Raw genomic sequence first — 24,979 nt, 5'->3', positions numbered from 1 at the left:
CCCGCCTCGTCGCGCGATCTGCGCCAGGCGGCTTCGTACCGATAGAGGACTCTCATGCGTGATTTCATGGCCGTTGCCCGTTCCGTCGCCGTTGCCGAGCACGGGATGGCCGCAACCTCGCATCCGCTGGCGACGCAGGCTGCAGTGGAGATGCTGAAATCAGGCGGCAATGCCATCGATGCGGCGCTGGCGGCGGTCGCCGTGCAATGCGTGGCCGATCCTGCGATGACGGGCATCGGCGGGGATTGTTTCGCCCTCTATTCGCCGAAGGGCGGCGCGCCGATCGCGCTGAACGGCTCCGGCCGTACGCCGGCCAAGATCGATTCCGAGAAATATGCGGCGTCCGGTGACCGCGACATTCCCGAGACCTGTGTCGAGACCGTCACCGTGCCCGGCGCCATCGATGCCTGGTGCACGCTGAGCAAGGATCACGGCTCGAAGCCGCTGGCCGACGTGTTTGCCGCCGCCATCGACGCCGCCGAGAATGGCTTCCTCATCACGCCGCGCGTGTCCGCCGACTGGGCCAAATGGCGCCGCAAGCTGGAACTGCATCCCGACGCGACCGCGCAGTACCTGCCGGGCGGCCATGCCCCCGCGATCGGCGACAAGCGCGTCCAGCCGGCGCTCGCTGCCACGCTGCGCCGGGTCGCGCGCGAGGGCCGTAACGGCTTCTACCAAGGCCAGGTGGCCGACGACATTATCACCACGCTGCGTGCCGTTGGCGGCGCGCACGAGGCCGATGATTTCAACGAGCAGCGCTCCGACTATGTGACGCCGATCTCGGCCAATCATCACGGCTATGATGTCGCCGAATGCCCGCCGAACGGCCAGGGGCTCGCCGCACTGATGATCCTGCGCGTGCTGGCCGGCTACGACATGGCCAATCTGAGTGATGCCGACCGCATCCATGTGCTCGCCGAGGCGACCAAGGCAGCCTATCGCACCCGCGATGCCTATTTTTGCGATCCGGCCTATGGCCAGGTCGATGTCGAGCGCTTCCTGTCGGACAAGTTCATCGGTGACCTCCGCGCCAAGATCGACATGAAGCACGCTTCGCCGGAAGAGCATTGGGACTCGGTCATCCACAAGGACACCGTCTATCTGACCGTGGTTGACCGCGATCTCAACGCCGTGTCCCTGATCAATTCGCTGTTCGGCCCGTTCGGCAGCGGCATCTATGCAAAGAAGTCCGGCGTGCTGCTGCATCACCGCGGCTGGAGTTTCCGCGCCAAGCCCGGCCATGTGAATTCACTCGGCCCGCGCAAGCGTCCGATGCACACGATCATCCCGGGCATGCTGATGAAAAACGGTCGCGCGGTCATGCCGTTCGGCGTGATGGGTGGCCATTATCAGGCCACCGGCCATGCCCAGTTCATATCCGATGTGATCGACCGCAAGATGGACATCCAGGCCGCTGCCGAGGCGCCGCGCTCGTTCGCGACCAACAATCTGCTGCAGCTTGAAAAGACCATACCGGAAGCGGTGCGCAACGATCTGGCCGCCCGCGGCCATACGCTGCAGATGATGGATACCGGCATCGGCGGCTGCCAGGCGATCCAGATTGATTACGAGCGCGGCGTGCTGCTCGGCGCCTCGGACCACCGCAAGGATGGTCTCGCGCTCGGCTTCTGATTGATCAGGACAAGGCGCGATGGCGAGCTTCAGGTCCCGTCGCGCCGTGACTGGTCCGGAGTTCGCCAGTCTTCTACCCGATAAGCTCGAATTCTCTGCATCCAGCGGAAGAGGCTCTGCGCCTGACGGACAAGCGTGCGATTGGTAACTGCCGGTTAACTCAGTTAGATTTTGAGCGAGTTCGCCGATGAAAATTTCAGACTTTGGCGGTATCGGGTGCTTCGGGGAGAAGCGACGTGGTCAAATTCTGGAGATCAATTTTCGTAGGCGTTCCGGACCATGTCCGGATCGAACTCATCGACATGCTCTTCCAGACGCGTGTGCCGCTCTCTATCGCCGGCTTCACACTGGCCATCGTCTCGTGTCACGTCGCCATTAGTTCTGCAAATCCATGGTTCTACGGGTTGAGTGCAGCCGGAGTGATCGTCACGATCTTCCGCGTGGCCACCGAGGGCGTCTATCATCGCAGCAAAGGTCAACGCAGCTTCACCATCGCCGCGGCCGAGCGATGGGAGCGGCTTTACGCGTGGAGCAGCTACGTCTTTGCAGGATTGATCGGCCTGCTTGGCGCAGCGACTTTCTGGGCGAAGAATCCGGCTCATCAACTCCTGGCGACCGCGTTGGTGTTCGGCTATGCGGCCGGCATCGTCTGTCGGATTTCCGTCCGGCCGGGGATCGCATTGCCTGCCTTGATGCTGGTCGCCTTGCCGACGGCATTCGCGGCGCTCGCCCGCGTCGATAGCAATCTGGCTTTCTATGCGGTGATCCTGATCGCGTTCCTGCTCGGCAGCTTCGAGACCGTGCGTTTTATCTATCGGCAGAATATCGAGCAGATCTCGCTCAAGCACGAATTCTCGACCCTCGCGCGGCACGATGCGCTGACGGGCCTGGCCAATCGGCTTGGCTTTCAGGAGCGCCTCGCGATCATCGCCGCGCGCGCCAGGGCGGTGGGCTGTCTCATTGCCGTTCACAGCGTCGACCTCGATCGGTTCAAGGAGGTCAACGACGTGCATGGCCATCCCGTAGGCGATGCGCTGCTGCAGGCGGTCGCGAGCCGGCTCAGCGGAATTTTGCGCGACGGCGACTTCGCGGTGCGCATGGGCGGTGACGAATTCGTTGTGGTGCAATCCGTCGTCGGCAATCGCGAGGAGGCAATGTTGCTGGGCCGCCGCATCATTCGGACGCTCTCGGAGCCGTTCATCATCGATGGCCTGGAACTGACCGTTGGCGCCAGTGTCGGTATAGCCATCGGCCGCGAGGGTGACGATCCCTGCGATCTCACACCTGCTGCCGACAGGGCACTTTACGCCTCGAAAGCCAGCGGCCGAAACCGCGTGACCTTTGCCAAGCCGGTGGATGCCGAGACAATCGCGCGGGCAGGCTAACGTCGAGGCAATGAGCGTGGGCTGACCCGCGCCAGATGAATTTCCGGCACATCAGAAAAGCTGACAGCGCACCAACGGGATCGGTGGGCGCGGGGTTGACAGGCATGAAGATTGTAATGTTATAACATTACAAATAAGAAGAGCCTGATGTCCCGTACCCTCAAAAGACTGTTCGATCTCGATGCAAAAACTCCCCGTCACAGTCTTGTCCGGCTTCCTCGGGGCTGGAAAGACAACTTTGCTGAACCATGTGCTGAACAACCGTCACGGCCTGAAGGTGGCGGTGATTGTGAACGACATGAGCGAGGTGAACATCGATGCGGCCCTGGTTCGCGATGGCGGTGCCAACCTGTCGCGGACGGATGAGAAGCTGGTCGAGATGACCAATGGCTGCATCTGCTGCACGCTGCGCGACGATCTGCTCAAGGAAGTGCGGGCGCTCGCCGAAAGCCGGCGGTTCGATTACCTGCTGATCGAATCCACCGGAATTGCAGAGCCGCTGCCGGTGGCCGCGACCTTCGATTTCCGCGACGAGAACGGCGACAGCCTCTCCGACGTGGCGCAGCTCGATACCATGGTGACCGTCGTCGATGCGGTGAACCTGCTGAAGGACTATTCCTCCACCGACTTCCTGCAGGACCGCGGCGAGGCCCTCGACGGTGACAAGCGGACGCTGGTGGATCTGCTGGTGGAGCAGATCGAATTCGCGGATGTCGTGGTGCTCAACAAGGTCAATGACGCCACGCTTGAGCAATGCAACAGCGCGCGCAAGATCATCTGTGCGCTCAATCCCGATGCCGATATCATCGAGGCAAACTTTGCCGATGTGCCGTTCGACCGCGTGCTCGATACCGGCCGTTTTGATTTTGAAAAGGCGCAGCAGCATCCGCTCTGGCACAAGGAGCTCTATGGTTTTGCCGACCACGTGCCCGAGACTGAAGAATATGGCGTGACGAACTTCGTCTATCGCGCGCGACGGCCGTTCGATCCCATGAAGTTTCAGGCCTTCCTGCGCGAGAGCTGGGCCGGCGTGATCCGCAGCAAGGGGCATTTCTGGCTGGCGACGCGGCCGCAATGGGTCGGGGAGCTCAGCCAGGCCGGTGCCATCGTGCGCACCGAGGGCATGGGATTCTGGTGGGCCAATGTCCCCGTCGATCGCTGGCCGGACGATCCTTATTGGCGGCAGTCGCTGAAGAAGAACTGGAACGAGATCTATGGCGACCGGCGACAGGAGATCGTCTTCATCGGTTCCGACATGGATGAAAGCGATATCCGTCGTCGGCTCGATGCCTGTCTCGTGCCTGGCAAGCCCGGCATGGATATCGCCGGTTGGGCCAAGCTCGCCGATCCGTTTCCGGCCTGGAAACGGGCCGACGAGATGGCATCCTCGTGACGCGTCAAGTCGCCGTCAGCGGCGCGTGACGCAGCACCTGGAAGCGCGACGTCGCAGATGTCTGGTGGAACAGGCCGATGCGGTCGATCCGCAGTGAGGTGAGATCAAGTGTCGCGAACCGCTGCTGCAGCATCGCCAGTACCGCGGCGCTGCGCTCGGGTGCAAGCCGTCCGGTCAGCGTCATGTGAAAGCGGAAGTCGTCGCGCACATAGGGATAGCCGAAACGATCCAGCTGCTCGACCTGCCGCGGCGTCAGGTTCTCCGGTTTGCGGCGCGCGCGATCGTTGGGCGTCATCGGTGCGCGGAACACCTCGAATCCCTCAACGCAGGCCTGAGCCAGTGTGGAAAGTTCAGCAGAGGGGGCATCCGGCACCACAGCCGTGAAGCCGCTGATGATACGAACCACCGGCGAGATTTCCGGGATGGCGCGGGGCATTCGCGCGAAGTCATCGAAGGCTGCGATCAGGTCGGCTTCGGTGGCTTCCGCCGCCAGCGAAAATGGTGCCTTCAGCGTGGCGTGAAAGCCGTATTTGCGTGGGTCCTTGATAACAGCCGGCCAGTCCGGCGCTTGCATGATGAGATCGCCGGGCACCAGCACGTCATTGCCGGTGAAGGGATCATAACCGAGTATTTTAGCGCCGAAGCGGGAGAGGGCACTGTCGGCATCGGGGGCGTAATAGATAGCGTAGCGCGGGAATTCACTCATGGCCGCACCATAGAGCATGATCCCGAAAAGTGGATGCCGGTTTTCGGGAACGATCATGCTCAAGTAAGAGAGGAGCCGCGTTACGCCGCGGCAATAGCTTTGCGTTGCATGGCACGCGCCGGCTGCAGGCGCGTGGCATCGGTGAGATGCACGAGCTTGCCCTGTGCGATCACGGCGACGATGCGGGGACGCATTGCGATGCTGTCATCGACGAGCAGCAAATCAGCGCGGCGCCCGCCCGCGATCTCGCCGCGGTCGGTGAGCCCGGCAGCCTTGGCCGGTGCGGACGAGATCAGCGCCCAGGCCTGCGGCAGCGACAGAATGCCATCATGGAGCAGCCGGAACGCGGCCAGCAATTGCGCGGGATAGTAATAGTCCGACGCCAGCACCGAGCAGAGGCCCTTGGCGATCATGTCGGACGCCTTGGTCCAGCCGGTATGGCTGCCGCCGCGCACCACATTGGGCGCGCCGAACACGATGAAGTCGCCAGCATCGGCGGCGGCTTGTGCGGTTTCCACGTTGATCGGGAATTCGGCGATATTGACGCCGAGCTTGCGGAAGTCGTCGCGCATCGCAGGGGTTGCGTCATCATGCGAGAGCGTCGGCACGCCGGCAGCGTTCGCCGCTTTGGCGAGGCGGGCAATCGAGGCAGGCACATCATCGGTGCGCGACAGCACGCGTTCGACCAGTTGATCGAAGGCCTCGCTCGTGAGGCCGGTGCGTTCGACCATCCGCGCGCGCTTCGCCGGCTTCGAGATTCCGGCGATGTCCATATGATCGTTGAAGGCGAGCAGATCGATGCGGCCGGCCTGCAGCCAGCCGACGATCTCATCTTCGGCGTCGAGATTGAACGTTTCCTGCCGCAGATGGAAGCGGGTGTCGGAGGCGAGCTTCGGCCGCAGCGTCTCGATGGCATCCAGCAGCTTGCGGGCGTTCTCCGCGCCGCGCAGGCCCGGCTCCCAGGACCATGTGGTGCCATGAAACACTGTGGTGATGCCATTGGCGATGGCCTGTCGATCGCTGTCAATCAAGGCAACATCGACCGGGAAGTCGACGCCGGGGCGCGGCATCAACTGCCGCTCGAAGGCGTCGCCATGCAGATCGACGATCCCCGGCAGCACCAGCAGATCGGAGGCATCGAGGCCGAGCACGCCATGGGGCGCATCCGATCCGATGTCCGCAATCACGCCATCCCCAATCTGCAGCGAAGTCTCGGCGATGTCCTGGCCGAGCAAAGTGCGTCCGCCGTCGATGAAAAGTCCAGTCATGTCACTGCCATCTGTCTGGGCGCCTTGACGCCTTTATACTTGCTCAGGAAATCCTCGACCGGGAGCTTGCGGAAATCCGGTAGCGCCTGTCGTAGCATCTCGTGGTCCCAGTTCCACCAGGCGAGGTCCATCAGCCCGTCTTCCACGGCTTCCGAAAATCGTCGCCGCACCGGCCGCGCCGGATTGCCGGCGACGATCGTATAGGGGGCGACGTCCTTGGTCACGATGGCCCCGGCGGCGATCACCGCGCCGGTGCCGATATTGCGGCCGGGCAGCACGATGGCGCCATGGCCGAGCCACACATCGTGGCCGATGGTGCAGTGATGTTCGCGTCGCCAGGCAAAGAAGTCGGCGTCGTCGCTTTCGCCGGGGAAGTAGGCACTGGCGCGATAGGTGAAGTGCGCCTGTGTCGCCCGGTGCATCGGGTGATTGCCGGGATTGATCCGGATCATCGCCGCGATTGAGCAGAACTTGCCGATCGTCGTGTAGGTGATCTGGCCGTCATTCACGACATATGAATAGTCGCCCATCGTCACTTCATTGAGGATCGTGCGCGCGCCGACTTCGGTATAGGCGCCGAGCTCGGTATCGACGAGTTTCGCGGTGGGATCGACCGCTGGCGTGAGCGAGAGTTGTTTTCCGGCCATGTGACGCTCGTGCGACGGAAGAGGAATCGGTGGGTGATATATTGAATCGGTGGGTGATATATTAGAGTGTGCGCTGGCGCGCGGGCACCTCTTCGGTCGGTTTCGTGACGGTGTCGTGACGTTCACATGAATTCGGGCGTCCTTTTCCCGCAACGACGATAACCCGTATGCGCAGGGCACATGTCACATCATTGTTAAACGCGGGCGTTACCGGTGGCGATGTCTATTGTCATTGGAGTGCCTCATGCTGGTGGTGGATAAGCTGACGTGCCGTTTCGGCGCCAAGGCTGCCGTCGATAATGCGTCGTTCGAGATCAAGCCGGGCGCATTCGTCGGCGTGATCGGCCGTTCCGGTGCCGGCAAGTCGACCATGCTGCGCATGATCAATCGCCTGTGCGAGCCGACCGAAGGCCGTATCGTATTTGATGGCGTGGATGTCACCGCGCTCAAGGGCCGCGATCTGCGCAAGTGGCGCGCGCGCTCGGCGATGATCTTCCAGCAGTTCAATCTCGTCGGTCGTCTCGACGTGCTGACCAATGTGCTGATGGGCCGTCTGGCCGAGATGCCGCAGTGGCGCTCGCTGACCCAGATGTGGCCCGAGGACGACCGTGCGCTGGCGATGTCGGCTCTGGAACAGTTCGACATGGCGCAATATGCTTCGCAACGCGCCGATCAGCTCTCCGGCGGTCAGCAGCAGCGTGTCGCCATCGCCCGTGCACTGGTGCAGCAGCCCGACATTATTCTCGCGGATGAGCCGATCGCCTCGCTCGATCCGCGCAACACCCGCATCGTCATGGATGCGCTGCTGCGGATCAACAAGCACTTCGGCATCACCGTGATGTGCAACCTGCATTCGCTCGATCTGGCGCGCACCTATTGCGATCGCCTGATCGGCATGTCCGCTGGCCGCGTCGTGTTCGATGGCGCGCCGTCCGCGCTCACCGAGCATATCGCCCGTGAACTCTACGATCTCGAAGCCGATGAGGTGATGGGATCGGCGCATATGCCGACGCCTGTCCGCGTTCCCGAATACGGTGTTGCTGCCGTCGCGTGATTGCAGTGCGTTGAAATTATAGCGGTGACGTCATCGTAACGATGCCATCGCCGCGATAGACGCGTCTTCTACCAAGAAAAAACGTTTCACCTCAGATCAAAACAGGGACTGTCATGATCAACCGTCGCTCCATTCTGCTCAGCGCCGCGGCGCTGGCTTTCGCCGCCACCTCGGCCTCGGCCCAGGATTACAAGGCCAAGTATCCGGAACTGACCTTCGCCATCATCCCGGCAGAAAACGCCTCGGGCGTCACCGAGCGCTGGGCGCCCTTCGTCGCCTATCTGTCGAAAGAACTCGGCGTGAAGGTCAATTTGCGCATCGCCAATGACTACGCAGCCGTCATCGAAGGCCAGCGCTCCGGCAACATCCATATGGCCAGCTATGGTTCGGCCTCGTTCGCGCGCGCCCGCCTCACCGGCGTGAAGACCGATGCCTTTGCCAACGACATCAACATCGATGGCTCGACGGGCTATTACTCGGTGTTCTTCGTCAAGGCGAACAGCGCTTACAAGACCATCGATAATCTGAAGGGCAAGAACCTCGGTCTGGTCGATCCGAATTCGACCTCCGGCAACAACGTGCCGCGCTTCGAGCTGGACAAGATGGGCATCTCCGATGCCGACACCTATTTCAGCAAGGTCGTGTTCACCGGCAGCCACGAAAATGCGCTGCTGGCGCTGTCGCAGGGCACGGTGGATGTCGCCGCCAACCAGTGGACCAACGACAACGACTCGACGCTGCAGCAGATGCTGACCAAGGGCATGCTGAAGAATGCCGACGGCACGCCGATGAAGAAGGAAGACTTCCGCATCATTCACAAGTCGGCCCCGATCATCAACGGCCCCTATGCCTATAGCTCCGACCTGCCGGAAGAGCTGAAGGTCGCCATCGCCAAGGCCTTCGTCGATGCACCGACCAAGGACAAGGCGGCTTTTGATCGCCTGTCGGACGGCCAGAAGAAGGGCTTCCACGCCGCGACCACCAAGGATTGGGACGCGACCATCGACCTGATCAAGTTCGTGGACGCGCTTCGCAAGAAGAAGGCGTCCTGATCGCCAGACGATTGAAGGGAGCCGGATCAGAAATGGTCCGGCTCCTTTTCTGTGTTTGATCCCAGATAGGCCCGCACATCATGTCCGCCGCCGTTTCCATCCTTCCAGCTCCGCAGCTCGCTGTGCTGAACGACGCCTATCGCAAGGCGGTGGCGCGTCGTCGGTTGCGCACGCTGTTCGTTGTGGCGGCCTGCTTTGCAGCGCTGTTCGTCGCGGCGCTGGGCGCCGAGGTCAATCTCAGGACTTTTGTGGAGAAGATCGGAAATTTCGGCAGTTATTTCGATCGTATCTTCACGCTTGAGGCCGGCGCCCGGGTCTGGACCGACGTCAATGAATGGTTCTGGGGCTGGAAGAAGTGGCTGTCGCTGCTCGGCGAGACCGTGCTGATCAGCTATGTCGGCACGCTGATCGGTGCTGTGCTGGCCTTCGGGCTCAATTTTCTCGCGGCCGAGAACACTGCGCCCTCAGTGCCGCTGCGCTTTGCCGTGCGCCGCTTCATGGAATTCTGCCGGACCGTGCCGGATATCGTGTTCGCGCTGATCTTCGTCATCGCCTTTGGCCTTGGCCCGATGGCCGGCGTGTTGGCCATTGCGATCCACTGCGTTGGGGCGCTCGGCAAGCTCTATGGCGAGATCGTCGAGAATATCGACATGAAGCCGGTGGAAGGAATTCGCTCGACCGGAGCGGGCTGGATCGACTGCATGCGCTTTGCGGTGCTGCCGCAGGTCGCGGCCGGATTTGCGAGCTACACGCTGCTGCGCTTCGAGATCAATGTGCGTGGTGCCTCCGTGATGGGCTTCGTCGGCGCCGGCGGCATCGGCCAGGAACTCGTCGTTGCTGTCAGAAAGTTCTACTATTCCGACGTCAGTGCGATTCTGCTGATGATCATCGTTACCGTGTTTATCATCGATATCGGCACCGGCTGGCTGCGCGGCCGTCTGTTCGGCAAGGAAGCCAGATCATGAGCAGGCAGCCTGACGTCAATACCCCCGCGTTGCGCGGGCGCTATCCCGATGTCTTCAACCGCCCGATGGCGTCGCGCGCCGGTGTGCCCGCCATCCTGGTCGCGGCGCTGGCATTGTTCATCTTTGGGCTCAATGAACTCGATTTCTCGCCGGCGCGGATGTGGACCGGCCTGCGCGAACTCGGCTGGATCACCATGATGATGATCCCGCCGAATCCCGGTTCGTCGCTGCCTGCCTATCTGCAGGCGATGGGCGAGACGCTGTCGATCGCCTTGCTGGGCACGACTTTGGCCGCGGTGTTCGCGCTGCCGGTCAGCCTGCTGGCCGCGCGTAACGTCATTCCGTCGGCCTGGCTGCGCTTTCCGGTCAGGCGGTTTCTGGATTCGATCCGCGGTGTCGATACGCTGATCTGGGCACTGGTCTGGATCAATGTCGTCGGTCTCGGCCCGTTTGCCGGCGTGCTGGCGATCGCGATTTCGGATTTCGGCGCGTTCGGCAAATTGTTTTCGGAGGCTATTGAGGCTGCCGACAAGAAACAGGTCGAAGGCATCCGCGCCTCCGGTGGCAGCGCGCTGCATGAGATTCGCTTCGGCCTGATGCCGCAGGTGCTGCCGGTGATTGCCGGTCAGGTGCTGTATTTCATCGAGTCCAACACCCGCTCCGCCACCATCATCGGTATCGTTGGCGCGGGCGGCATCGGTCTTCAGCTCGCCGAGCAGATCCGCGTGCTGGAATGGCAGAAGGTCTCGTTTCTGATCCTGATGATCCTGGTCGCGGTGGCGGCAATCGACTGGATTTCCAGCCGACTGCGCTTTGCCATCATCGGCCGCCGCGCGGTGGCGTGATCACGCCGCCGCTTTGTGGCGCTCCTGTTCGGCCTTGAACAGTTCGAACTCTTCGGCAACCGCGCGCACGATGCTCGGCCGCTCGCGCAGGCGCTTGTGATAGGCCTTGATCGCCGGCCAGTTGTTCAGATCGATCTCCGGCAACACCATCGTCCAGTTCAGCACCGTGACAAGATAGGCGTCGGCGACGCTGAACCTGTCGAGCAGGAAGTTGCGTCCGGTGAGATGGTTTTCCAGATAGGTCAGCCGCGACAACCCGCTTTGTAGTGCATAGGCCTTCATCTCCGGGGGCGCCTTCTTGGCCAGCAGCGGCACGAACAGGCCCTTGTGCAGCTCGGTGCCGATGAAACACAGCCACTGCTGCAGCCGGCTGCGGTCGAGGCCCGAACCCGCGGCGATGGGGGAGTGCGGAAACCAGTCGGCGACATGCTGCAGGATCGCAGCATTCTCGGTGAGGATGACGCCATCGTCGGTGCGCAGCGTCGGCACCAGACCGAGCGGATTCACGTCGCGGAAATCCGAACCGTCGTTGCGCACCTCCTTGTTCAGTGGATCGACCTCGAAGAACCGGGCATCGGCGCCGGCTTCGGCCTCATACAGCGCGATGCGGGTGGCCATCGAACAGGCCATCGGGGAGAAATACAGATCCATGGAAGCCTCCTTGAGATAGCGGACTATTACGACCTGTCCGCCGGTTGATTTTCGTACCGTCTCGCATAATATAACTCTGGTCAAGGAATTTAATGCGAAATGGTACAAAAAAAGAAAAAGCCCGTCGTCGTGGCGAAGCCGGAGGTGCCCACCGAGCCGAAGCGCCGCGGCCGGCCACGCGCCTATGAGCCCGACGTGGCGATCGGGCAGGCGCTGGCGTTGTTTCGCAAAGGCGGTTATGCGGCGACGTCGCTCGACGATCTCAGCGAAGTGACCGGCATGAACCGGCCGTCGCTCTACGGCGCCTTCGGCGACAAGCGCGCGCTCTATATCAAGAGCTACCAGCGCTATCGCGACGACTACACCGTCCGGGTCATCGCGATCTTCAAGGCCGATATCGACATCCGGGAGCGGCTGCGCCGGTTCTTCGATGCGGCACTCGACATCTACACCACAGGCGATACCGCGCCGCGCGGCTGTTTTGCTGTCATGACGGTGGCGTCCGACGCTATCGCCGATCCGGAGATCGGCGCGATGATGCGCGAAAATTTTGTCGAGCTCGATGACGCCTTTGGCTGGTGTTTCAAGACCGCCGTCGCGCGCGGCGAATTGCCGGAGACGATCGATGTTCCCACGCTGTCGCAGATGGCGTCTGCGATACTGAATATGCTCTCGATCCGGTCCCGTGCCGGTGTTCCGCGCGCAGAGCTGGAGGCGTTCGTGCAGAAGGCGGTCGGCCTGTTATGCCGGTCCTCCGCATGACGTGTTCCACGTCGCCGCGCTCCCAACAATAATTTCCGCTAACCTGTCGGGATCGCACGATGTCGACCGTCTTTCATCCAAGGAGACCCCATGCTTTACGCCATCCTCTGCTACCATGATGAAGCCGTTGTCGGCGGCTGGTCGAAGGACGAAGACGACGCCGTGATGGCGAGGCTTGCCGTTGTGCACGGCAAGCTCGCGCAGCAGGGCCGGCTCGGTCCCGTGGCGCGACTGCTGCCGACCACCGCGGCGACAACGTTGCGTAAGGACGAGCCGCCGGTGGTGCTGGACGGCCCATTCGCTGAAACCAAGGAACAGTTGCTCGGCTTCTATGTGGTCGAGGCAGAAAATCTCGACGGCGCGCTGGAGATTGCGCAGGACCTCGGCCGCGCCAATCCCGGCGGCGCCTATGAAATTCGCCCGATCGGCGTCTTCCACGGAGCGTTCCAGCCATGACCGATGTCGCCTGGATCGATGCGGCGCTGACCTCGGCGCGTCCCCAGGCGCTTGGCGCGCTGCTGCGCTATTTCCGCAACCTTGATACCGCGGAGGAGGCGTTCCAGAACGCCTGCCTGCGCGCGCTGAAGACTTGGCCGCAAAATGGGCCGCCGCGCGATGCCGCGGCCTGGTTGATCATGGTCGGTCGCAACGTCGCTATCGACGATATCCGCCGTGGCGCGAAGCAGCAGCCGCTGCCGGAGGACGACCACGCGATATCCGATCTGGATGATGCCGAGAGCGAACTCGCCGAGCGTCTCGATGGCTCGCATTATCGCGACGACATTCTGCGGCTGCTGTTCATCTGCTGCCATCCGCAACTCCCGGCGACACAGCAGATTGCGCTGGCACTGCGGATCGTCTCGGGCCTGACGGTGAAGCAGATCGCCCGCGCCTTTCTTGTCTCGGACGCTGCGATGGAACAGCGCATTACCCGCGCCAAATCTTCCGTCGCCAAGGCCAACGTGCCGTTCGAGACGCCGGGCGCGCCGGAGCGCAGCGAGCGTCTCGCCGCCGTGGCCGCCATGCTCTATCTGATCTTCAACGAGGGCTATTCGGCGTCAGGCGAAAGTATCGATCTGCGCGCGCCGTTGTGCGAGGAGGCGATCCGCCTGGGACGATTGCTGCTCAAGCTGTTTCCGGCCGAGCCGGAGATCATGGGCCTCGCAGCGCTCATGCTGCTGCAATATGCCCGTTCGGCGGCGCGCTTCGATGCCAATGGCGCGCTGGTGCTGCTCGACGATCAGGACCGCACGCTGTGGAACGGCAAAATGATCGCCGAAGGCCTCGCCTTGATCGACAAGGCGATGCGCCATCGCCGCACCGGCGCCTACCAGATCCAGGCGGCCATTGCCGCGTTGCATGCCCGCGCGGCGAAACCGGAACACACCGACTGGGCACAGATCGACCTGCTTTATGGCTCGCTGGAAATCCTGCAGCCGTCGCCGGTGATCACGCTCAACCGCTCGGTGGCGGTTTCGAAAGTGCGCGGTCCCGAAGCCGCGCTGGAGATGATCGCGCCATTGGCCGCAAAGCTCTCGAACTATTTCCACTTTTTCGGCGTGCAAGGCGCATATCTGATGCAACTCGGCCGCAACGATGAAGCGCGAGAAAGCTTCAACCGCGCCATCGCGCTGGCCAATACGTCGGCGGAGGCCGATCACATCCGGATGCATCTCGATCGGCTGATGCTGGAGAGCAAGCCGCCGAACAGTAGCCGCAAACGAAAGACGGGCGAGACGCTTTCTGCTCCCTCCCCCCTTGCGGGGGAGGGCCGGGGAGGGGGGTAACCACAAGCGATGGCGTGTGTGGCACCCCCCTCCCGGCGCTGCGCGCCACCCTCCCCCGCAAGGGGGGAGGGAAGAAAACACACCGCGAATAATTTCTATGGCGGTGTCGGATTACGTCGATGCCGCTCGTCTTTGAGACATCGGCAGCTATTCGAACCACAGGACCATTTCATGCCCGTTTCCCGTACCGCGCTTTGGATCGGCCGCATTCTCAGCGGCCTCGTCATTCTCTTTCTTGTGATGGATGGCGGGATCAAGCTGGTGCCGATCAAGGAGGTTACCGAGACCATGCAGCAGCTCGGCTATAGCGGCAGTATGGCGCAGGCGCGCGGCCTTGGCGTTCTCACGCTGCTCTGCGCATTGCTGTACGCGATCCCGCGCACGTCCGTTTTCGGCGCCATTCTGCTCACCGGGCTTCTCGGCGGCGCGATGGCGACGCATCTGCGCGTCGACAGCCCGCTGTTCACGCATCTGTTGTTTGGCTTTTACATCGGCGTGATGGCATGGGGTGGGCTGTACCTGCGCGATCCCGCCATGCGCGCGATGATCCCGATCCGAAACCAGAGTTTTTAACCGGAGGAAAGAGCGATGCAGGTCAATCCCTATCTTCACTACAACGGCAATTGCGAAGAGGCCCTCAATTTCTATGTGAAGGCAATCGGGGCCAAGATCGACGTCATCATGCATGTGGAAGGCTCGCCCGCGGCGGAACAGATGCCGCCGTCGATGGCCAAGAAGGTTCTGCATGGCCAGATCTCGGTCGATGGCGAGGTCATCATGGCCTCGGACGCGCCGCCGGATTATTTTGAGAAGATGCAGGGCATGTCGGTCTGTCTGCAGATTCAGGATCCTGCAGACGGCGCCAAGGTCTTCGCGGCATTGTCCGAGGGCGGCACCATCAAGATGCCGTTCGGCGCCACGTTCTGGTCAAAGGGATTTGGCATGTGTGTCGATAAATTCGGCGCGCCCTGGATGATCAACTGCGCGATGGAGTGATTGGGCAACGTACGCTCTGTCTAACCTCTCCCCGCACTTGCGCGGGGAGAGGTCGCCGCGTCTTCGCGGCGGGTGAGGGGCGGGGCGCGATGCCAACCGCTTGATTGGCGTGTAGAGCTCGCTTCCGCTACAAGGCGCCCCGTCAGATCATTGGTGTTGTGAGAGGCTGTGCCTTGCTCCTCATCCCAGCCGGCGTGTCACGATCAGCGATCGAAGATGCGTCGCGGCCACGTTGAACAAGAAAAGAAAATCCCATGTCCGCCTTTACCCGCAACGCCGTCGTGCTCGGCCTGCTCTCCGCCGTCGGTCCCTTCGCCATCGACATGTATCTGCCGGCGCTGCCTGCGATCACCGCCGATTTGCACACCACGACCTCGGCAACGCAGATGACGCTGATTGCGTTCTTCATCGCCTTCGGCCTGTGCCAGATCGCCTATGGTCCGCTATCCGACGTCTATGGCCGCAAGGCGCCGCTCTATGCGGGGCTGACGCTGTTCATCGCCGGGTCGATCGGTTGCGCGCTGGCACCGGGTGTAGCCTGGCTGATTGCGTTCCGCTTTGTCCAGGGTCTCGGCGCCGCCGCCATGGGCGTGATCCCGCGCGCCATCATTCGCGATCTGCACACCGGCCCTGAGGCGACGAAACTGATGGCGCTGGTGATGCTGGTATTCTCGGTATCGCCGATTCTCGCGCCGCTCGGCGGCAGCGCGTTGATCGTGCCGTTCGGCTGGCGTGCGGTGTTCGTCGCAACGACCATCGCAGCCGTCATTGCTCTTGTGCTGGTGGCCTCGCTGCTGCCGGAGACGCGCCCCGCGCATGAGCGCATCTCGGGCAGTGTGCGCAATGTGCTCGGCAGCTTCGGCGAGCTGCTACGCGACTGGCACTTTCTCGGGCTCACCTTCATCGGTGGCCTCGGCATGGCGAGCTTCTTCGCGTTTCTTGCGACATCGTCCTTTGTCTATATCGGGCACTACGGCCTGACGCCGACGCAATACAGCCTGGCTTTCTCGGTCAATGCCATCGGCTTCATTGGCGCCTCGCAATTCGCGGGCTATCTCGGTGGCCGCTTCGGCATGGGCCGCGTGGTGATGGCGGCGGTGTCGGCCTATGCGTTTTTCGCAGTCGTGCTGCTGGCGCTCACGCTGGCCGGTTTCACCAGCCTTGCCGTACTGATTCCGCTGCTGTTCGTGTCCTTCGCCTTCCTCGGTCTGGTGATCCCGTCCACCATGGTTCTGTCGCTGGAGAACCACGGCCCCATCGCCGGCATCGCCTCCGCCTTGGGCGGTACGCTGCAGATGGTCACCGGTGGTCTGATGATCGGCGTGTCCGGGCTGTTCTTCGACGGCACCTCGCTGCCGATGGTGGCGACCATCGCCTGCACGGCGGTTGGTGCGCTTGCCGTCAGTATCGCCACGCTACGACCGCGCGAACTTTCGCCGCAGCTCGCGGAGTAGTAAAACTGCTAGGCTGAGCGCCGACAGGGTCGAGGTGAGGATGGAACGAATGTCGTTCGGCCTGACATTTGCGGCAGCGATAGGCTCCGGCCTGATGGCCGGGTTGTTCTTCGTGTTCTCGGTCACGGTGATGACCGCGCTCGGCAAGCTGCCAGCGCCGGCCGGTATTGCCGCGATGCAGTCGATCAACAGCACCATTCTCAGCCCGCTGTTCCTCACCGCTTTCATGGGCACGGTGCTGCTCTGCGTCATTATCGCTGTGATCGCGGTACTGAACTGGTCGCATCCGGCGTCACCCTATCTCGTCACGGGTGCGCTGCTCTATACCGTCGGTACCTTCCTCGTCACCGTTGTCTTCAACGTGCCGCTGAACGACGCGCTCGCTGCCGCACCCGCCGACAGCGCCGAGACTGCAAGTCTGTGGACGCGCTATCTGTCGGTCTGGACCGGCTGGAACCACGTGCGCACGGCGGCATCCACCGGCGCGCTGGCCTTTTTCATGCTGGGTCTGCGCGTTCTCTAGAGCGTTTTTGAGCGAAGCGGGTGCCGGGCCTCAGAATCGATACGTCGCGGTGCTCAGCAGCGTGCGGCCCATGCCGTAGAAGCAGTCGCCGAACGACAGACAGGTGGCGATGTTGCGTGTGTCGGCAATATTGGTCGCATTGAACTGCAGCCGCCACGGGCCGTTGTCCCAGCGCACCATGGCGTCGAACAGCGTGTAGTCCGGCGTGCGTAGCACGTCGATGCCGTCCCAGGATTCGCCGATGTAACGCACGCCGGCGCCGACGGTGACGTCGGGCAGGCCGAGCGAGGCCAGACGATATTTGCCCCACAATGAGGCCTGCTGCTGTGGCACGCTGGCTACGCGCTTGCCGGCATTGTCACCGGACTCGATCCGCGCGTCGGTATAGGCATAGGCGCCGATCAGGTCGAGATTGGGTGTGACGCTGGTCAGCACTTCCAGTTCGGCGCCCTTGATCCGCACCTGGCCGGTCTGGATCGAGAAGATCGGATTGGACGGGTCGCCGGACAGCCGGTTCTTCTCGGTGGTGTCGTAAAATCCGACATTGATCGCTGTGCCGGCGAACGGATTGTACTTAACGCCGACCTCATACTGCTCGCCGCGAACCGGCTTGCAGAACGTGGCGCAGGTGCCGGCGCCGAAAATCGGATTGAACGATTGCGCCCAGGACACATAGGGCGTCACGCCGAACGGCAATTCGTACATCAGCGCGGCGCGGCCGGTGGTGGCCCTGTCGTTCTGGGTGGGCAGTCCCTCGATACTATAGCTGACATAGTCCTGCCGCACGCCGAGCAGCGCCAGCCATGGTCCCAGCCGCATCTGGTCCTGCGCATAGAAGCCGGTCTGGCCCTGCTGTGCCTGCCGATCGTCGGTCAGCGAGGCTGAGAAACTGCTATAGACCGGCGCATACAGGTCGAACGGCCGCGGATCGAGGCCGGTGCCGCTGCGGGTTTTCTCGTGCAGGCCGAGATAGTCGATGCCCACCAGCACCTTGTGCGACACGGCGCCAGTCTGCAGCTTGATTTCGGCATTGCTGTCGGAGGTGAAGGCGTCCTTCGCGGCCTGACGGGCGTAGTAGATTCGCTGTACGGTACGCCGGCCGGCATCCAGGAATGGATTGGTCGGGTTGGAATACAGGTCCGGATACATGATGGCGTAATCGCCGTCGGTGTGGCTGTAGCGGAAGCTCTGCTTGATCTTCAGCACATCGCCGAAGCTCTGCTCGTAGAGGCTGGTGACGCCGCCGGTGGTGATGTTGTAGCGATCGTAATTCGGCTCGCCCGCAAAGCGGTTGACCGGGATGAAGCCGTTGGGGCCGGGCTTCAGCACGCCCTCGATGGGCAGGAAGGCGCTGAACGAGCTGGAACTGTCCTTCTGGTAGTTGCCGAGCACGGTCCAGGAGATGTCGTTGGTCGGGCGCCAGGTCAACGACGGCGCCAGCAGGATGCGGTCGTTCGGCACGTAGTCGACCTGCGAGTTGGAGTCGCGTAGCACGCCGACGAAGCGATACAGCCACTCGCCGTCCTTGGTCAGCTTGCCGGTGGAGTCCATCTGCAATTGCTTGCGGTCGAAGGAACCATATTGCACGCCGATCTCGTTACGGGATTCGGCCTGCGGGCGCTTCGATACTTCGTTGAGCACGCCGCCGGTGGACGAGCCGCCATACAGCACGGACGATGGCCCGCGCAGTACCTCGATGCGCTCCAGCGCATAGGGATCGCGGCGCCATTCCAGCACCTGGCTAAGCCGCGAGCCCTGCATGCCGTCGAGATAGCGGCTCGGCTCCTGGCCGCGGATCAATGTGTAGTCGCCGCGGGCATCGCCGCCGAACGGATCGGCGGTCACGCCGGGCACATAGCGCAGGGTTTCCTGGACAGACAGGCCGCCCTGGTCGGTGATGCGATCGGCGGTCACGACCGAGATCGACTGCGGCGTTTCGCGGAGTGGCGTGTCGGTCTTGGTGCCGCCCATGCCGCGATTGGCGAGATAGCCCTGCACCGGCCCGGTGGCAGTTTCCGCACGAACGCCGGAAGCCGCGGCGGCAGCAGCAACTGGCGCATTGTTGCGCGCAGCAGCCTGGCGCGTTGCACGCGCGCGTGCCGTCGATGGGCGGGTCGCGCGTGCACGCGCGGCCTGTCGAACGGGTTGATCCACCACCACGGCTGGCAACGCTGTGCTGCCTTGCGGCGATTGCGCCTGCGATGGCGTCGTGATCAGCGCCAGCATCGGCAGTGCCGTCCCGACCAGCCATCCCAGATGTGTGGAAGATTTGAATGTCATTTGCCCGCACCCCATTACCAAGTGATGCAGGCGACTTATCACGCAGCGACGCAGCCGAAAGACGTCCGGGGCGTCATACAATTAGTCTGGAATTAGTATCTCTCTAAGGTGGCAAAGCTGCGCGATCGAATCGGCAGCCGTGCAATTGGATGATGCTGCGCGTCATCCGGGCCCGACCTTCGCTAACCGTTGATGCCCTCGCGCCGCAGCGTCGGCAGGCCGATGCCTGTGGCGTCGAAACCGCCGTCGACCGCCAGCATCTGGCCGGTGATATAGCTCGACCGGTCGCTGCACAGGAAGAAGATGGCGTCGGCGAGTTCGTCCTCGCCGCCGTAGCGATTGAGCGGAATCGCATCGTGATAATCGGCGCGGATCGCCGGCGTATGCACGGCCTTGGCCATCGCGGTTTCCACCGGGCCCGGCGCCACCGCATTGACGCGAATGCCGAGCAGCGCGAGCTCGACAGCGGACTGCTTGGTGAAGTGAATGATGCCGGCCTTGCTGGTGCCGTAGGCGACGCGCAGCGTGGACGCGCGTAGCGCCGAGATCGAGGCGATGTTGACGATGGCGCCGCCGCCATGCTCGCGCATCAAGGGGGCCGCCGCCTTGGTGCACAGGAACGGGCCGGTGAGGTTCACGGCCATGATGCGTTCCCACTCCTCCAGCGTCGTCTCGAGCAGAGGCTTGAAATTCGCAATGCCGGCATTGTTGACCAGCGCATCGAGCCGGCCGAAGCGGGCCTGCGTGGCGGCAAAGGCCTTGTCGACAGCAGCGGCGTCGGAGACGTCCGTATGCAGCGCCAGCGTGTTGTCGGGATCGTTCAGCGCCTTGACGCTGGCATCGAGCAGCTCGCCCTCGATATCCAGCAGCGCCACGCGATAGCCCTCGCCGAGAAAGCGCTTGGCCACGGCCAGGCCAATGCCGCGTGCGGCGCCGGTGACGAGTGCCACCTTGCGAATCTGTTCCTTGCCGTCAGCCTTGGTCATGTCCTGCCCTGTCGTCTTGATCGTTGCAGGGCTGTTTAGAGAACGTGAGCGGCCGGGACAAGCCCGGCCACTCTTCGATCAGGTGACGATGTGCGGAGTTCAGAACCGATAGGTTGCGGAGCCCAGCACCGTCCGTCCCATGCCCGGAAAGCAATCGCCACGGGCAAGGCAGGTGGTCATGTGGCGCTTGTCGGCGAGGTTGGTGGCGTTGATCTGCAGCCGCCACGGACCGGTCTCGTATTTGATCATGGCATCGAACAGCGTGTAATCCGGCGTCTGCAGCGTGTCGGTGCCATCCCAGGAAACGCCAATGTAGCGCACACCGCTGCCGATGGTGACCTCTTGCAGGCCGAGCGCGGACAGCCGATAGGTGCCCCAGAGCGAGGCCTGCTGTTCCGGCACGATCTCGACGTGCTTGCCGGTATTGTCGCCGCTCTCGACCTTGGCATCGAGATAGGTATAGGCGCCGATCAGGTTGAGATCCGGCGTGACCTTGGTGATGACTTCAAGCTCGGCGCCGCGGATGCGAACCTGGCCAGTCTGGATTGACAAGTTCGCGTTGTCCGGATCGGCAGCGAGCCTGTTCTTCTCGACGGTGTCGAAGATCGCGCCGTTGATCGCAGTTCCGGGGAACGGATTGTACTTGAAACCGACCTCATAGATTTCGCCGCGCTGTGCCTTGCAGATATCGGCACAGACATTGGCGCCGAACACCGGATTGAACGACGTCGCATAGGTCACATAGGGATTGAAGCCAACCGGCGTTTCATACATCAGGCTGGCGCGTCCGGTGGTTGCGCGGGTGTCCTCGTCGGGGCTGCCGATGACGTAGTTGCCGACGAAATCCTGCCGGATGGCAAGAGTGGCGAGCCATGGACCATAACGCAACTGATCCTGCACATAGAGGCCCAACTGGTTTTGCCGGACGCGGGGATCGTCGAGCAGCGTCGGGGCTGCAGTCGTCGTATAGATCGGCGCATAGAGATCGAATGGCGTGAGGTCGTCGAACTGGCCGCTGCGGCTGCGTTCGTTGATCTCGCGATAGTCGGTGCCGACCAGCACCTTGTGACTGACCGGACCGGTGAAGAACTTGAACTGCAGATTGTTGTCCATCGTCAGCATATCGCGTGTCGTCTCATTGTTGGAGACGACACGCGCAACCGTCCGGCGTTCGGGATCAAGGAAGGGATCGGCCGAGAAGCTGTTCGAATAACCGGTGCGATAGATGCCCTCGACATGGGCGTAGCGCAGGTTCTGCGTGAACTTCACCGCATCGTTGAAGTGATGCTCGAAAATGCTGCCGATGGCGGCGGTTTCGGTCTGGTACAGATCGTAGCCGGGATAGCCGGCGAAGCGGGTGATCGGGATCAGGCCGTTGGGGCCAGGATAGAGCATGCCTTCATGCGGCAGGAAGCCGGTCCCCGTGCTGGTCTTGTCTTTTTGATAGAAGCCCTGAACGGTCCAGTTGGTGTTCGTGGTCGGCCGCCAGGTGAGCGACGGGGCGAGCAGGATGCGGTCGTCCGGCGTGAAATCGGTCTGCAGGTGACCGTCCCGGAACACGCCGACGAAGCGATACAACCATTCGCCGTCCTTGGTTAGTTTGCCCGTTGTGTCCAACTGGACCTGCTTGCGTCCGAAATTGTCGAACTGCACGCCAACCTCGTTGAAATTGACCGGCTGTGGCCGCTTCGAGATCAGGTTGATCAGGCCGGCCACCGAAGTGTCGCCATACAGCACGGAAGGCCCACGAAACACCTCGACGCGCTCCAGCATGTAGGGATCCTGCCGCCATTCGCTGAACTTGAAGGTGTTCACGACGCGGGTGCCGTCAAGGAAGATATTGGGGTCCTGACCGCGGATGCGCGGATAGTCGCCGCGCGAATCCATGCCATAGGCGTCGGCGAACACGCCGGGCACATAGCGCAGCGCTTCCTGGATGTTGGTGACGCCCTGATCAGTCATGCGATCGGCGGTCACGACCGAAATCGATTGCGCGGTTTCGCGTAGCGGCGTGTCGGTCTTCATGCCGGTGGTGCTCTGCCCGGCGAGATAACCCTGGACCGGACCCGTGCCGGATTCGAAAGCCGCAGCAGCCGGAGCGGCGGTCGCGGCCGGCGCCGTCGGCCCCCGCGCTGCAGTTCGACGGCTGGCGGCGGAGCGCGCCGCTTGTGACCGCTGCGGACGTGCCGGCGTGGCACGCGGTTTGGCCTGCTCGACAACGACGGGAGGAAGCTGGCTCTGCGCCTGCGCCGGAGCTTCGATCGCGAAGGTCATAAGAACTGCGATAGACGCTCCGAAGAGTCGCTGTGAGGTTTGAGAAATGGCCACGCTTACGCTCCTTAGCTAATTTTCAGCTAAGTCGGTAACGCGCGCGTGAAGCGGTGTGAACGGCAAATGGCCATTTCCACAGGTTGCCAGTTTAGTATCGTTCTACTTTTCGATCTCTGAATATGCCCAAGACCTGCATGGAAGGATTTTGGCTCGTCTGTAGCGAAAATGGGTCAGTAGTTGTCGGGATACGTAGAGCCCATTCGTCCTTGGTTGACGTCATTCGCCAGGCTCATGTAGCGGCGATGTATTTTATCCATCCCGACAGGAGGTTCCCTTGTCCCTCACCCTGCATTTCCATCCGCTGTCGTCCTATTGCTGGAAGGCGCTGGTCGCGCTGTACGAGAACGACACGCCGTTCACGCCGCATATAGTCAATCTCGGCGACGAAGCCGAGCGCGCGGCGCTGTTGAAACTGTGGCCGATCGGCAAATTCCCCGTGCTGGAAGATGATGAGCGCGGCGCGATCGTGCCGGAGTCCTCCATCGTCATCGAGTTTCTCGACCGGCATTTTCCCGGCCGCACGCGTTTCATCCCCGATGGCGACGCCGGCCTGCAGATGCGGTTACGCGACCGTTTCTATGATCTCTATGTTCATACGCCAGTGCAGAAAATCGTCGGCGACAGGCTGGTGCCGGCCGACAAGAAGGATCCGCATGGTGTGGCCATGGGGCGGGCGTTGCTCACCACATCCTACGGCATGATCGACAGGCAGATGGCGACGAACGCGTGGGCGATGGGCGCAGCGTTCACGCTCGCCGACTGTGCGGCTGCGCCGGCGCTCTATTACGCGAACAAGGTGCATCCGTTCGGAGACGCGCATCGCAACGTCGCGGCCTATCTTGGCCGGCTGCTGGCGCGTCCATCATTCGCGCGGGTGGTGAAGGAGGCGGAGCCATACGCGCACATGTTTCCGCAGGAGTAAGCATCATGAGTGCCGACAAGGCCGGGATCATTCGAGACCTGTTTGCAGCCTATCTGCGCAATGACCGCAAGGCCGTCGAAGATGCGTTCACGGACGACTTCACCTTTACGAGCCCGTTCGATGACGGGATCGACAAGGTGACCTATTTCGTCCGCTGCTGGCGTGTCGCCGACTGGATCGCGCAGCATGATCTCGAGCGTATCGCGGTCGATGGCGATACGGCTTTCGTGACCTATCGCTGCGTGGCGAAGGACGGCAGGAGCTTTCGCAACACCGAAGTCTTCGGCTTCGAGGGCGATCTCATCCGGTCGATCGATGTGTATTTCGGCGCGACATACAGGGATGGGGTATTCCAGAAGCAGGCGTCGTAAGGTCGCATGACCTCAGAAATAATCATGGTGATTGTGCATGCGAACAAGCACACCGAAGCCGGCGTGATGCAGGCCGGCGAGAGACTGCATCCATTCGGATCAGCCGCTGATCGTTCCTCCACGCGAGAACTTCGCGTTCCGATCAACGAGGAAAACAACGAGGTCCGTTTCCTGGACGGCGGTAACGTTCATCTCGGCCTGATCCGCGGCAAGCATCAGCGCGGTATGTGTTCCGACGTCGTGCTGTCCCGCAGATATTCTGCCCTGAAAAACATATAGCCAACGATCGAACCCGGGTTTGGACGGGAGGTCGATGCTTTGACCTGCCGATAGATGGGTATCGTACAAATAGACGGCCTGACGTACGAAGGTCGGCGCGCCCGATCCTTTCGGTCCGGTCAGCAACCGCCATTGATCGTTTCGCTTGATCTCATCGAGTTGGACAAATTGAACGATTGGCTCTTCGTCTGCGGCCTCAGGCCGAACGAAAATCTGCAGCATTTCGATCTGGTCGTCTCCGACAACTCGTTCTTCATGATGAAAACCGCGGCCTGCGTTCATCACCATCAACCGGTCGGGCGATATAAGTTCACTCTTTCCGGCGGAGTCGGTGTGCTGCATGCGGCCTGCGCGCATGTAGCTTATGATCTCGTCATTGCGATGCTCGTGCATCCTCACGACGAGGCCGGGTTGCAGCCGGGCGTGGTCGATAACGCCAAGCCCGCCGAAGCCTGCGTCGTTTGGCTGTCCCAGAGAGATGCCGGGATGGATGCGACGCAACTGGAATGGCCCTTGCGACCGCACCTGATGGCTTTCGGGCGAGACGACACCGATCCCTGTGATGGTTGGTGCTGAGGTCATGTTTTTTCTCCTTATCGCGTTTTCGAGCGAAGTGGATGCCGGTTCGCGTCAAGAAAACGCGTCAAACAAGAAGCTGGAGCCCGGTTCTGCTTCAATCAGAACCAATGA

Annotated in this window: 24 protein-coding genes; 16 read left to right on the top strand and 8 right to left on the bottom strand. The window is 62.1% G+C overall.

Annotation, left to right across the window (positions count from 1 at the left end; all coding sequences use genetic code 11):
- The first annotated feature begins 54 nt into the window (after positions 1 to 54).
- From ggt to zigA, 3 genes are all read left to right on the top strand, one after another.
- The gene (gene ggt, locus CHC01_RS02100; RefSeq protein WP_089262029.1) at positions 55 to 1,632 is read left to right on the top strand and encodes a gamma-glutamyltransferase; all 1,578 of its coding nucleotides are present in this window, start codon (positions 55 to 57) and stop codon (positions 1,630 to 1,632) included.
- A 236-nt stretch (positions 1,633 to 1,868) separates the two neighbouring features.
- Complete coding sequence (locus tag CHC01_RS02095; protein ID WP_089262027.1) at positions 1,869 to 3,017, top strand: GGDEF domain-containing protein; 1,149 nt, start codon at positions 1,869 to 1,871, stop codon at positions 3,015 to 3,017.
- A gap of 181 nt (positions 3,018 to 3,198) precedes the next feature.
- Positions 3,199 to 4,410, top strand: coding sequence for a zinc metallochaperone GTPase ZigA (zigA, locus tag CHC01_RS02090; protein ID WP_089262025.1), 1,212 nt, complete (start codon positions 3,199 to 3,201; stop codon positions 4,408 to 4,410).
- Between the two features lie 4 nt (positions 4,411 to 4,414).
- On the opposite strand, the gene CHC01_RS02085 is transcribed toward zigA, so the two are convergent.
- From CHC01_RS02085 to CHC01_RS02075, 3 genes are all read right to left on the bottom strand, one after another.
- Positions 4,415 to 5,116: a DUF1045 domain-containing protein gene (locus CHC01_RS02085; RefSeq protein WP_089263606.1), complete on the bottom strand. Its 702-nt coding sequence runs from the start codon at positions 5,114 to 5,116 to the stop codon at positions 4,415 to 4,417.
- An 80-nt stretch (positions 5,117 to 5,196) separates the two neighbouring features.
- Positions 5,197 to 6,384: an alpha-D-ribose 1-methylphosphonate 5-triphosphate diphosphatase gene (locus CHC01_RS02080; protein ID WP_089262023.1), complete on the bottom strand. Its 1,188-nt coding sequence runs from the start codon at positions 6,382 to 6,384 to the stop codon at positions 5,197 to 5,199.
- Entirely contained in the window at positions 6,381 to 7,031 is a 651-nt protein-coding gene (locus CHC01_RS02075; RefSeq protein ID WP_089262021.1) for an LbetaH domain-containing protein, read from the bottom strand. Before CHC01_RS02075 ends, CHC01_RS02080 begins: the two co-directional genes overlap by 4 nt.
- A 244-nt stretch (positions 7,032 to 7,275) precedes the next feature.
- Between CHC01_RS02075 and phnC the strand changes: the two genes are divergently transcribed.
- The 4 genes from phnC (at position 7,276) to phnE (CHC01_RS02055) (ending at position 10,947) form a co-directional block, all read left to right on the top strand.
- Complete coding sequence (gene phnC / locus CHC01_RS02070; RefSeq protein ID WP_089262019.1) at positions 7,276 to 8,085, top strand: phosphonate ABC transporter ATP-binding protein; 810 nt, start codon at positions 7,276 to 7,278, stop codon at positions 8,083 to 8,085.
- Positions 8,086 to 8,198: 113 nt separating this feature from the next.
- Entirely contained in the window at positions 8,199 to 9,137 is a 939-nt protein-coding gene (phnD, locus tag CHC01_RS02065; RefSeq protein ID WP_089262017.1) for a phosphonate ABC transporter substrate-binding protein, read from the top strand.
- Positions 9,138 to 9,217: 80 nt separating this feature from the next.
- The gene (gene phnE / locus CHC01_RS02060) at positions 9,218 to 10,102 is read left to right on the top strand and encodes a phosphonate ABC transporter, permease protein PhnE (protein ID WP_089262015.1); all 885 of its coding nucleotides are present in this window, start codon (positions 9,218 to 9,220) and stop codon (positions 10,100 to 10,102) included.
- Positions 10,099 to 10,947 carry a phosphonate ABC transporter, permease protein PhnE gene (gene phnE / locus CHC01_RS02055; protein WP_089262013.1) on the top strand — a complete coding sequence of 283 codons (849 nt, stop codon included), beginning with the start codon at positions 10,099 to 10,101 and terminating at the stop codon, positions 10,945 to 10,947. The genes phnE (CHC01_RS02060) and phnE (CHC01_RS02055) overlap by 4 nt, the downstream gene beginning before the upstream one ends.
- Here the strand turns inward: phnE (CHC01_RS02055) and CHC01_RS02050 are convergent, their stop codons facing one another.
- Positions 10,948 to 11,598 (bottom strand): glutathione binding-like protein, encoded by a 651-nt coding sequence (locus tag CHC01_RS02050; protein ID WP_089262011.1) that lies wholly within the window; start codon positions 11,596 to 11,598, stop codon positions 10,948 to 10,950.
- Positions 11,599 to 11,697: 99 nt separating this feature from the next.
- On the opposite strand from CHC01_RS02050, the gene CHC01_RS02045 reads away from it, so the two are divergent.
- The 7 genes from CHC01_RS02045 to CHC01_RS02015 all read left to right on the top strand — a co-directional run bounded on the left by CHC01_RS02045 (position 11,698) and on the right by CHC01_RS02015 (position 17,120).
- On the top strand, positions 11,698 to 12,360 hold the full coding sequence (locus CHC01_RS02045) for a TetR/AcrR family transcriptional regulator (RefSeq protein ID WP_089262009.1): 663 nt from the start codon (positions 11,698 to 11,700) through the stop codon (positions 12,358 to 12,360).
- 90 nt (positions 12,361 to 12,450) lie between these two features.
- Positions 12,451 to 12,816, top strand: a complete 366-nt coding sequence (locus CHC01_RS02040) for a YciI family protein (RefSeq protein WP_089262007.1) — start codon at positions 12,451 to 12,453, stop codon at positions 12,814 to 12,816.
- A complete protein-coding gene (locus CHC01_RS02035; RefSeq protein WP_089262005.1) occupies positions 12,813 to 14,147 on the top strand; it encodes an RNA polymerase sigma factor in 1,335 nt (444 codons plus the stop codon). Before CHC01_RS02040 ends, CHC01_RS02035 begins: the two co-directional genes overlap by 4 nt.
- A gap of 171 nt (positions 14,148 to 14,318) precedes the next feature.
- The gene (locus CHC01_RS02030) at positions 14,319 to 14,720 is read left to right on the top strand and encodes a DoxX family protein (RefSeq protein WP_089262003.1); all 402 of its coding nucleotides are present in this window, start codon (positions 14,319 to 14,321) and stop codon (positions 14,718 to 14,720) included.
- A 15-nt stretch (positions 14,721 to 14,735) separates the two neighbouring features.
- Positions 14,736 to 15,143, top strand: coding sequence for a VOC family protein (locus CHC01_RS02025; RefSeq protein ID WP_068733526.1), 408 nt, complete (start codon positions 14,736 to 14,738; stop codon positions 15,141 to 15,143).
- 254 nt (positions 15,144 to 15,397) lie between these two features.
- A complete protein-coding gene (locus CHC01_RS02020; protein ID WP_089262001.1) occupies positions 15,398 to 16,597 on the top strand; it encodes a multidrug effflux MFS transporter in 1,200 nt (399 codons plus the stop codon).
- 40 nt (positions 16,598 to 16,637) lie between these two features.
- Entirely contained in the window at positions 16,638 to 17,120 is a 483-nt protein-coding gene (locus CHC01_RS02015; RefSeq protein ID WP_089261999.1) for an anthrone oxygenase family protein, read from the top strand.
- 30 nt (positions 17,121 to 17,150) lie between these two features.
- On the opposite strand, the gene CHC01_RS02010 is transcribed toward CHC01_RS02015, so the two are convergent.
- The 3 genes from CHC01_RS02010 to CHC01_RS02000 all read right to left on the bottom strand — a co-directional run bounded on the left by CHC01_RS02010 (position 17,151) and on the right by CHC01_RS02000 (position 22,660).
- Complete coding sequence (locus tag CHC01_RS02010) at positions 17,151 to 19,400, bottom strand: TonB-dependent siderophore receptor (protein ID WP_089261997.1); 2,250 nt, start codon at positions 19,398 to 19,400, stop codon at positions 17,151 to 17,153.
- A gap of 182 nt (positions 19,401 to 19,582) precedes the next feature.
- On the bottom strand, positions 19,583 to 20,386 hold the full coding sequence (locus tag CHC01_RS02005; RefSeq protein WP_089261995.1) for an SDR family NAD(P)-dependent oxidoreductase: 804 nt from the start codon (positions 20,384 to 20,386) through the stop codon (positions 19,583 to 19,585).
- 99 nt (positions 20,387 to 20,485) lie between these two features.
- Entirely contained in the window at positions 20,486 to 22,660 is a 2,175-nt protein-coding gene (locus tag CHC01_RS02000; RefSeq protein WP_089261993.1) for a TonB-dependent siderophore receptor, read from the bottom strand.
- A gap of 331 nt (positions 22,661 to 22,991) precedes the next feature.
- Here CHC01_RS02000 and CHC01_RS01995 point away from each other — a divergent pair, with 331 nt between their 5' ends.
- Both CHC01_RS01995 and CHC01_RS01990 read left to right on the top strand, forming a co-directional pair.
- Entirely contained in the window at positions 22,992 to 23,639 is a 648-nt protein-coding gene (locus tag CHC01_RS01995; RefSeq protein WP_089261991.1) for a glutathione S-transferase family protein, read from the top strand.
- A gap of 5 nt (positions 23,640 to 23,644) precedes the next feature.
- Entirely contained in the window at positions 23,645 to 24,010 is a 366-nt protein-coding gene (locus CHC01_RS01990; protein WP_089261989.1) for a nuclear transport factor 2 family protein, read from the top strand.
- 99 nt (positions 24,011 to 24,109) lie between these two features.
- Here the strand turns inward: CHC01_RS01990 and CHC01_RS01985 are convergent, their stop codons facing one another.
- Positions 24,110 to 24,871, bottom strand: coding sequence for a pirin family protein (locus CHC01_RS01985; protein ID WP_089261987.1), 762 nt, complete (start codon positions 24,869 to 24,871; stop codon positions 24,110 to 24,112).
- Positions 24,872 to 24,979 lie beyond the last annotated feature (108 nt).

This window comes from Tardiphaga sp. OK246, assembly GCF_900188215.1.
Taxonomy (GTDB): Bacteria; Pseudomonadota; Alphaproteobacteria; order Rhizobiales; family Xanthobacteraceae; genus Tardiphaga; species Tardiphaga robiniae.
The sequence above is the reverse complement of the archived record's forward strand: the minus strand, read 5'-3'. Positions and strand labels throughout refer to the sequence as shown.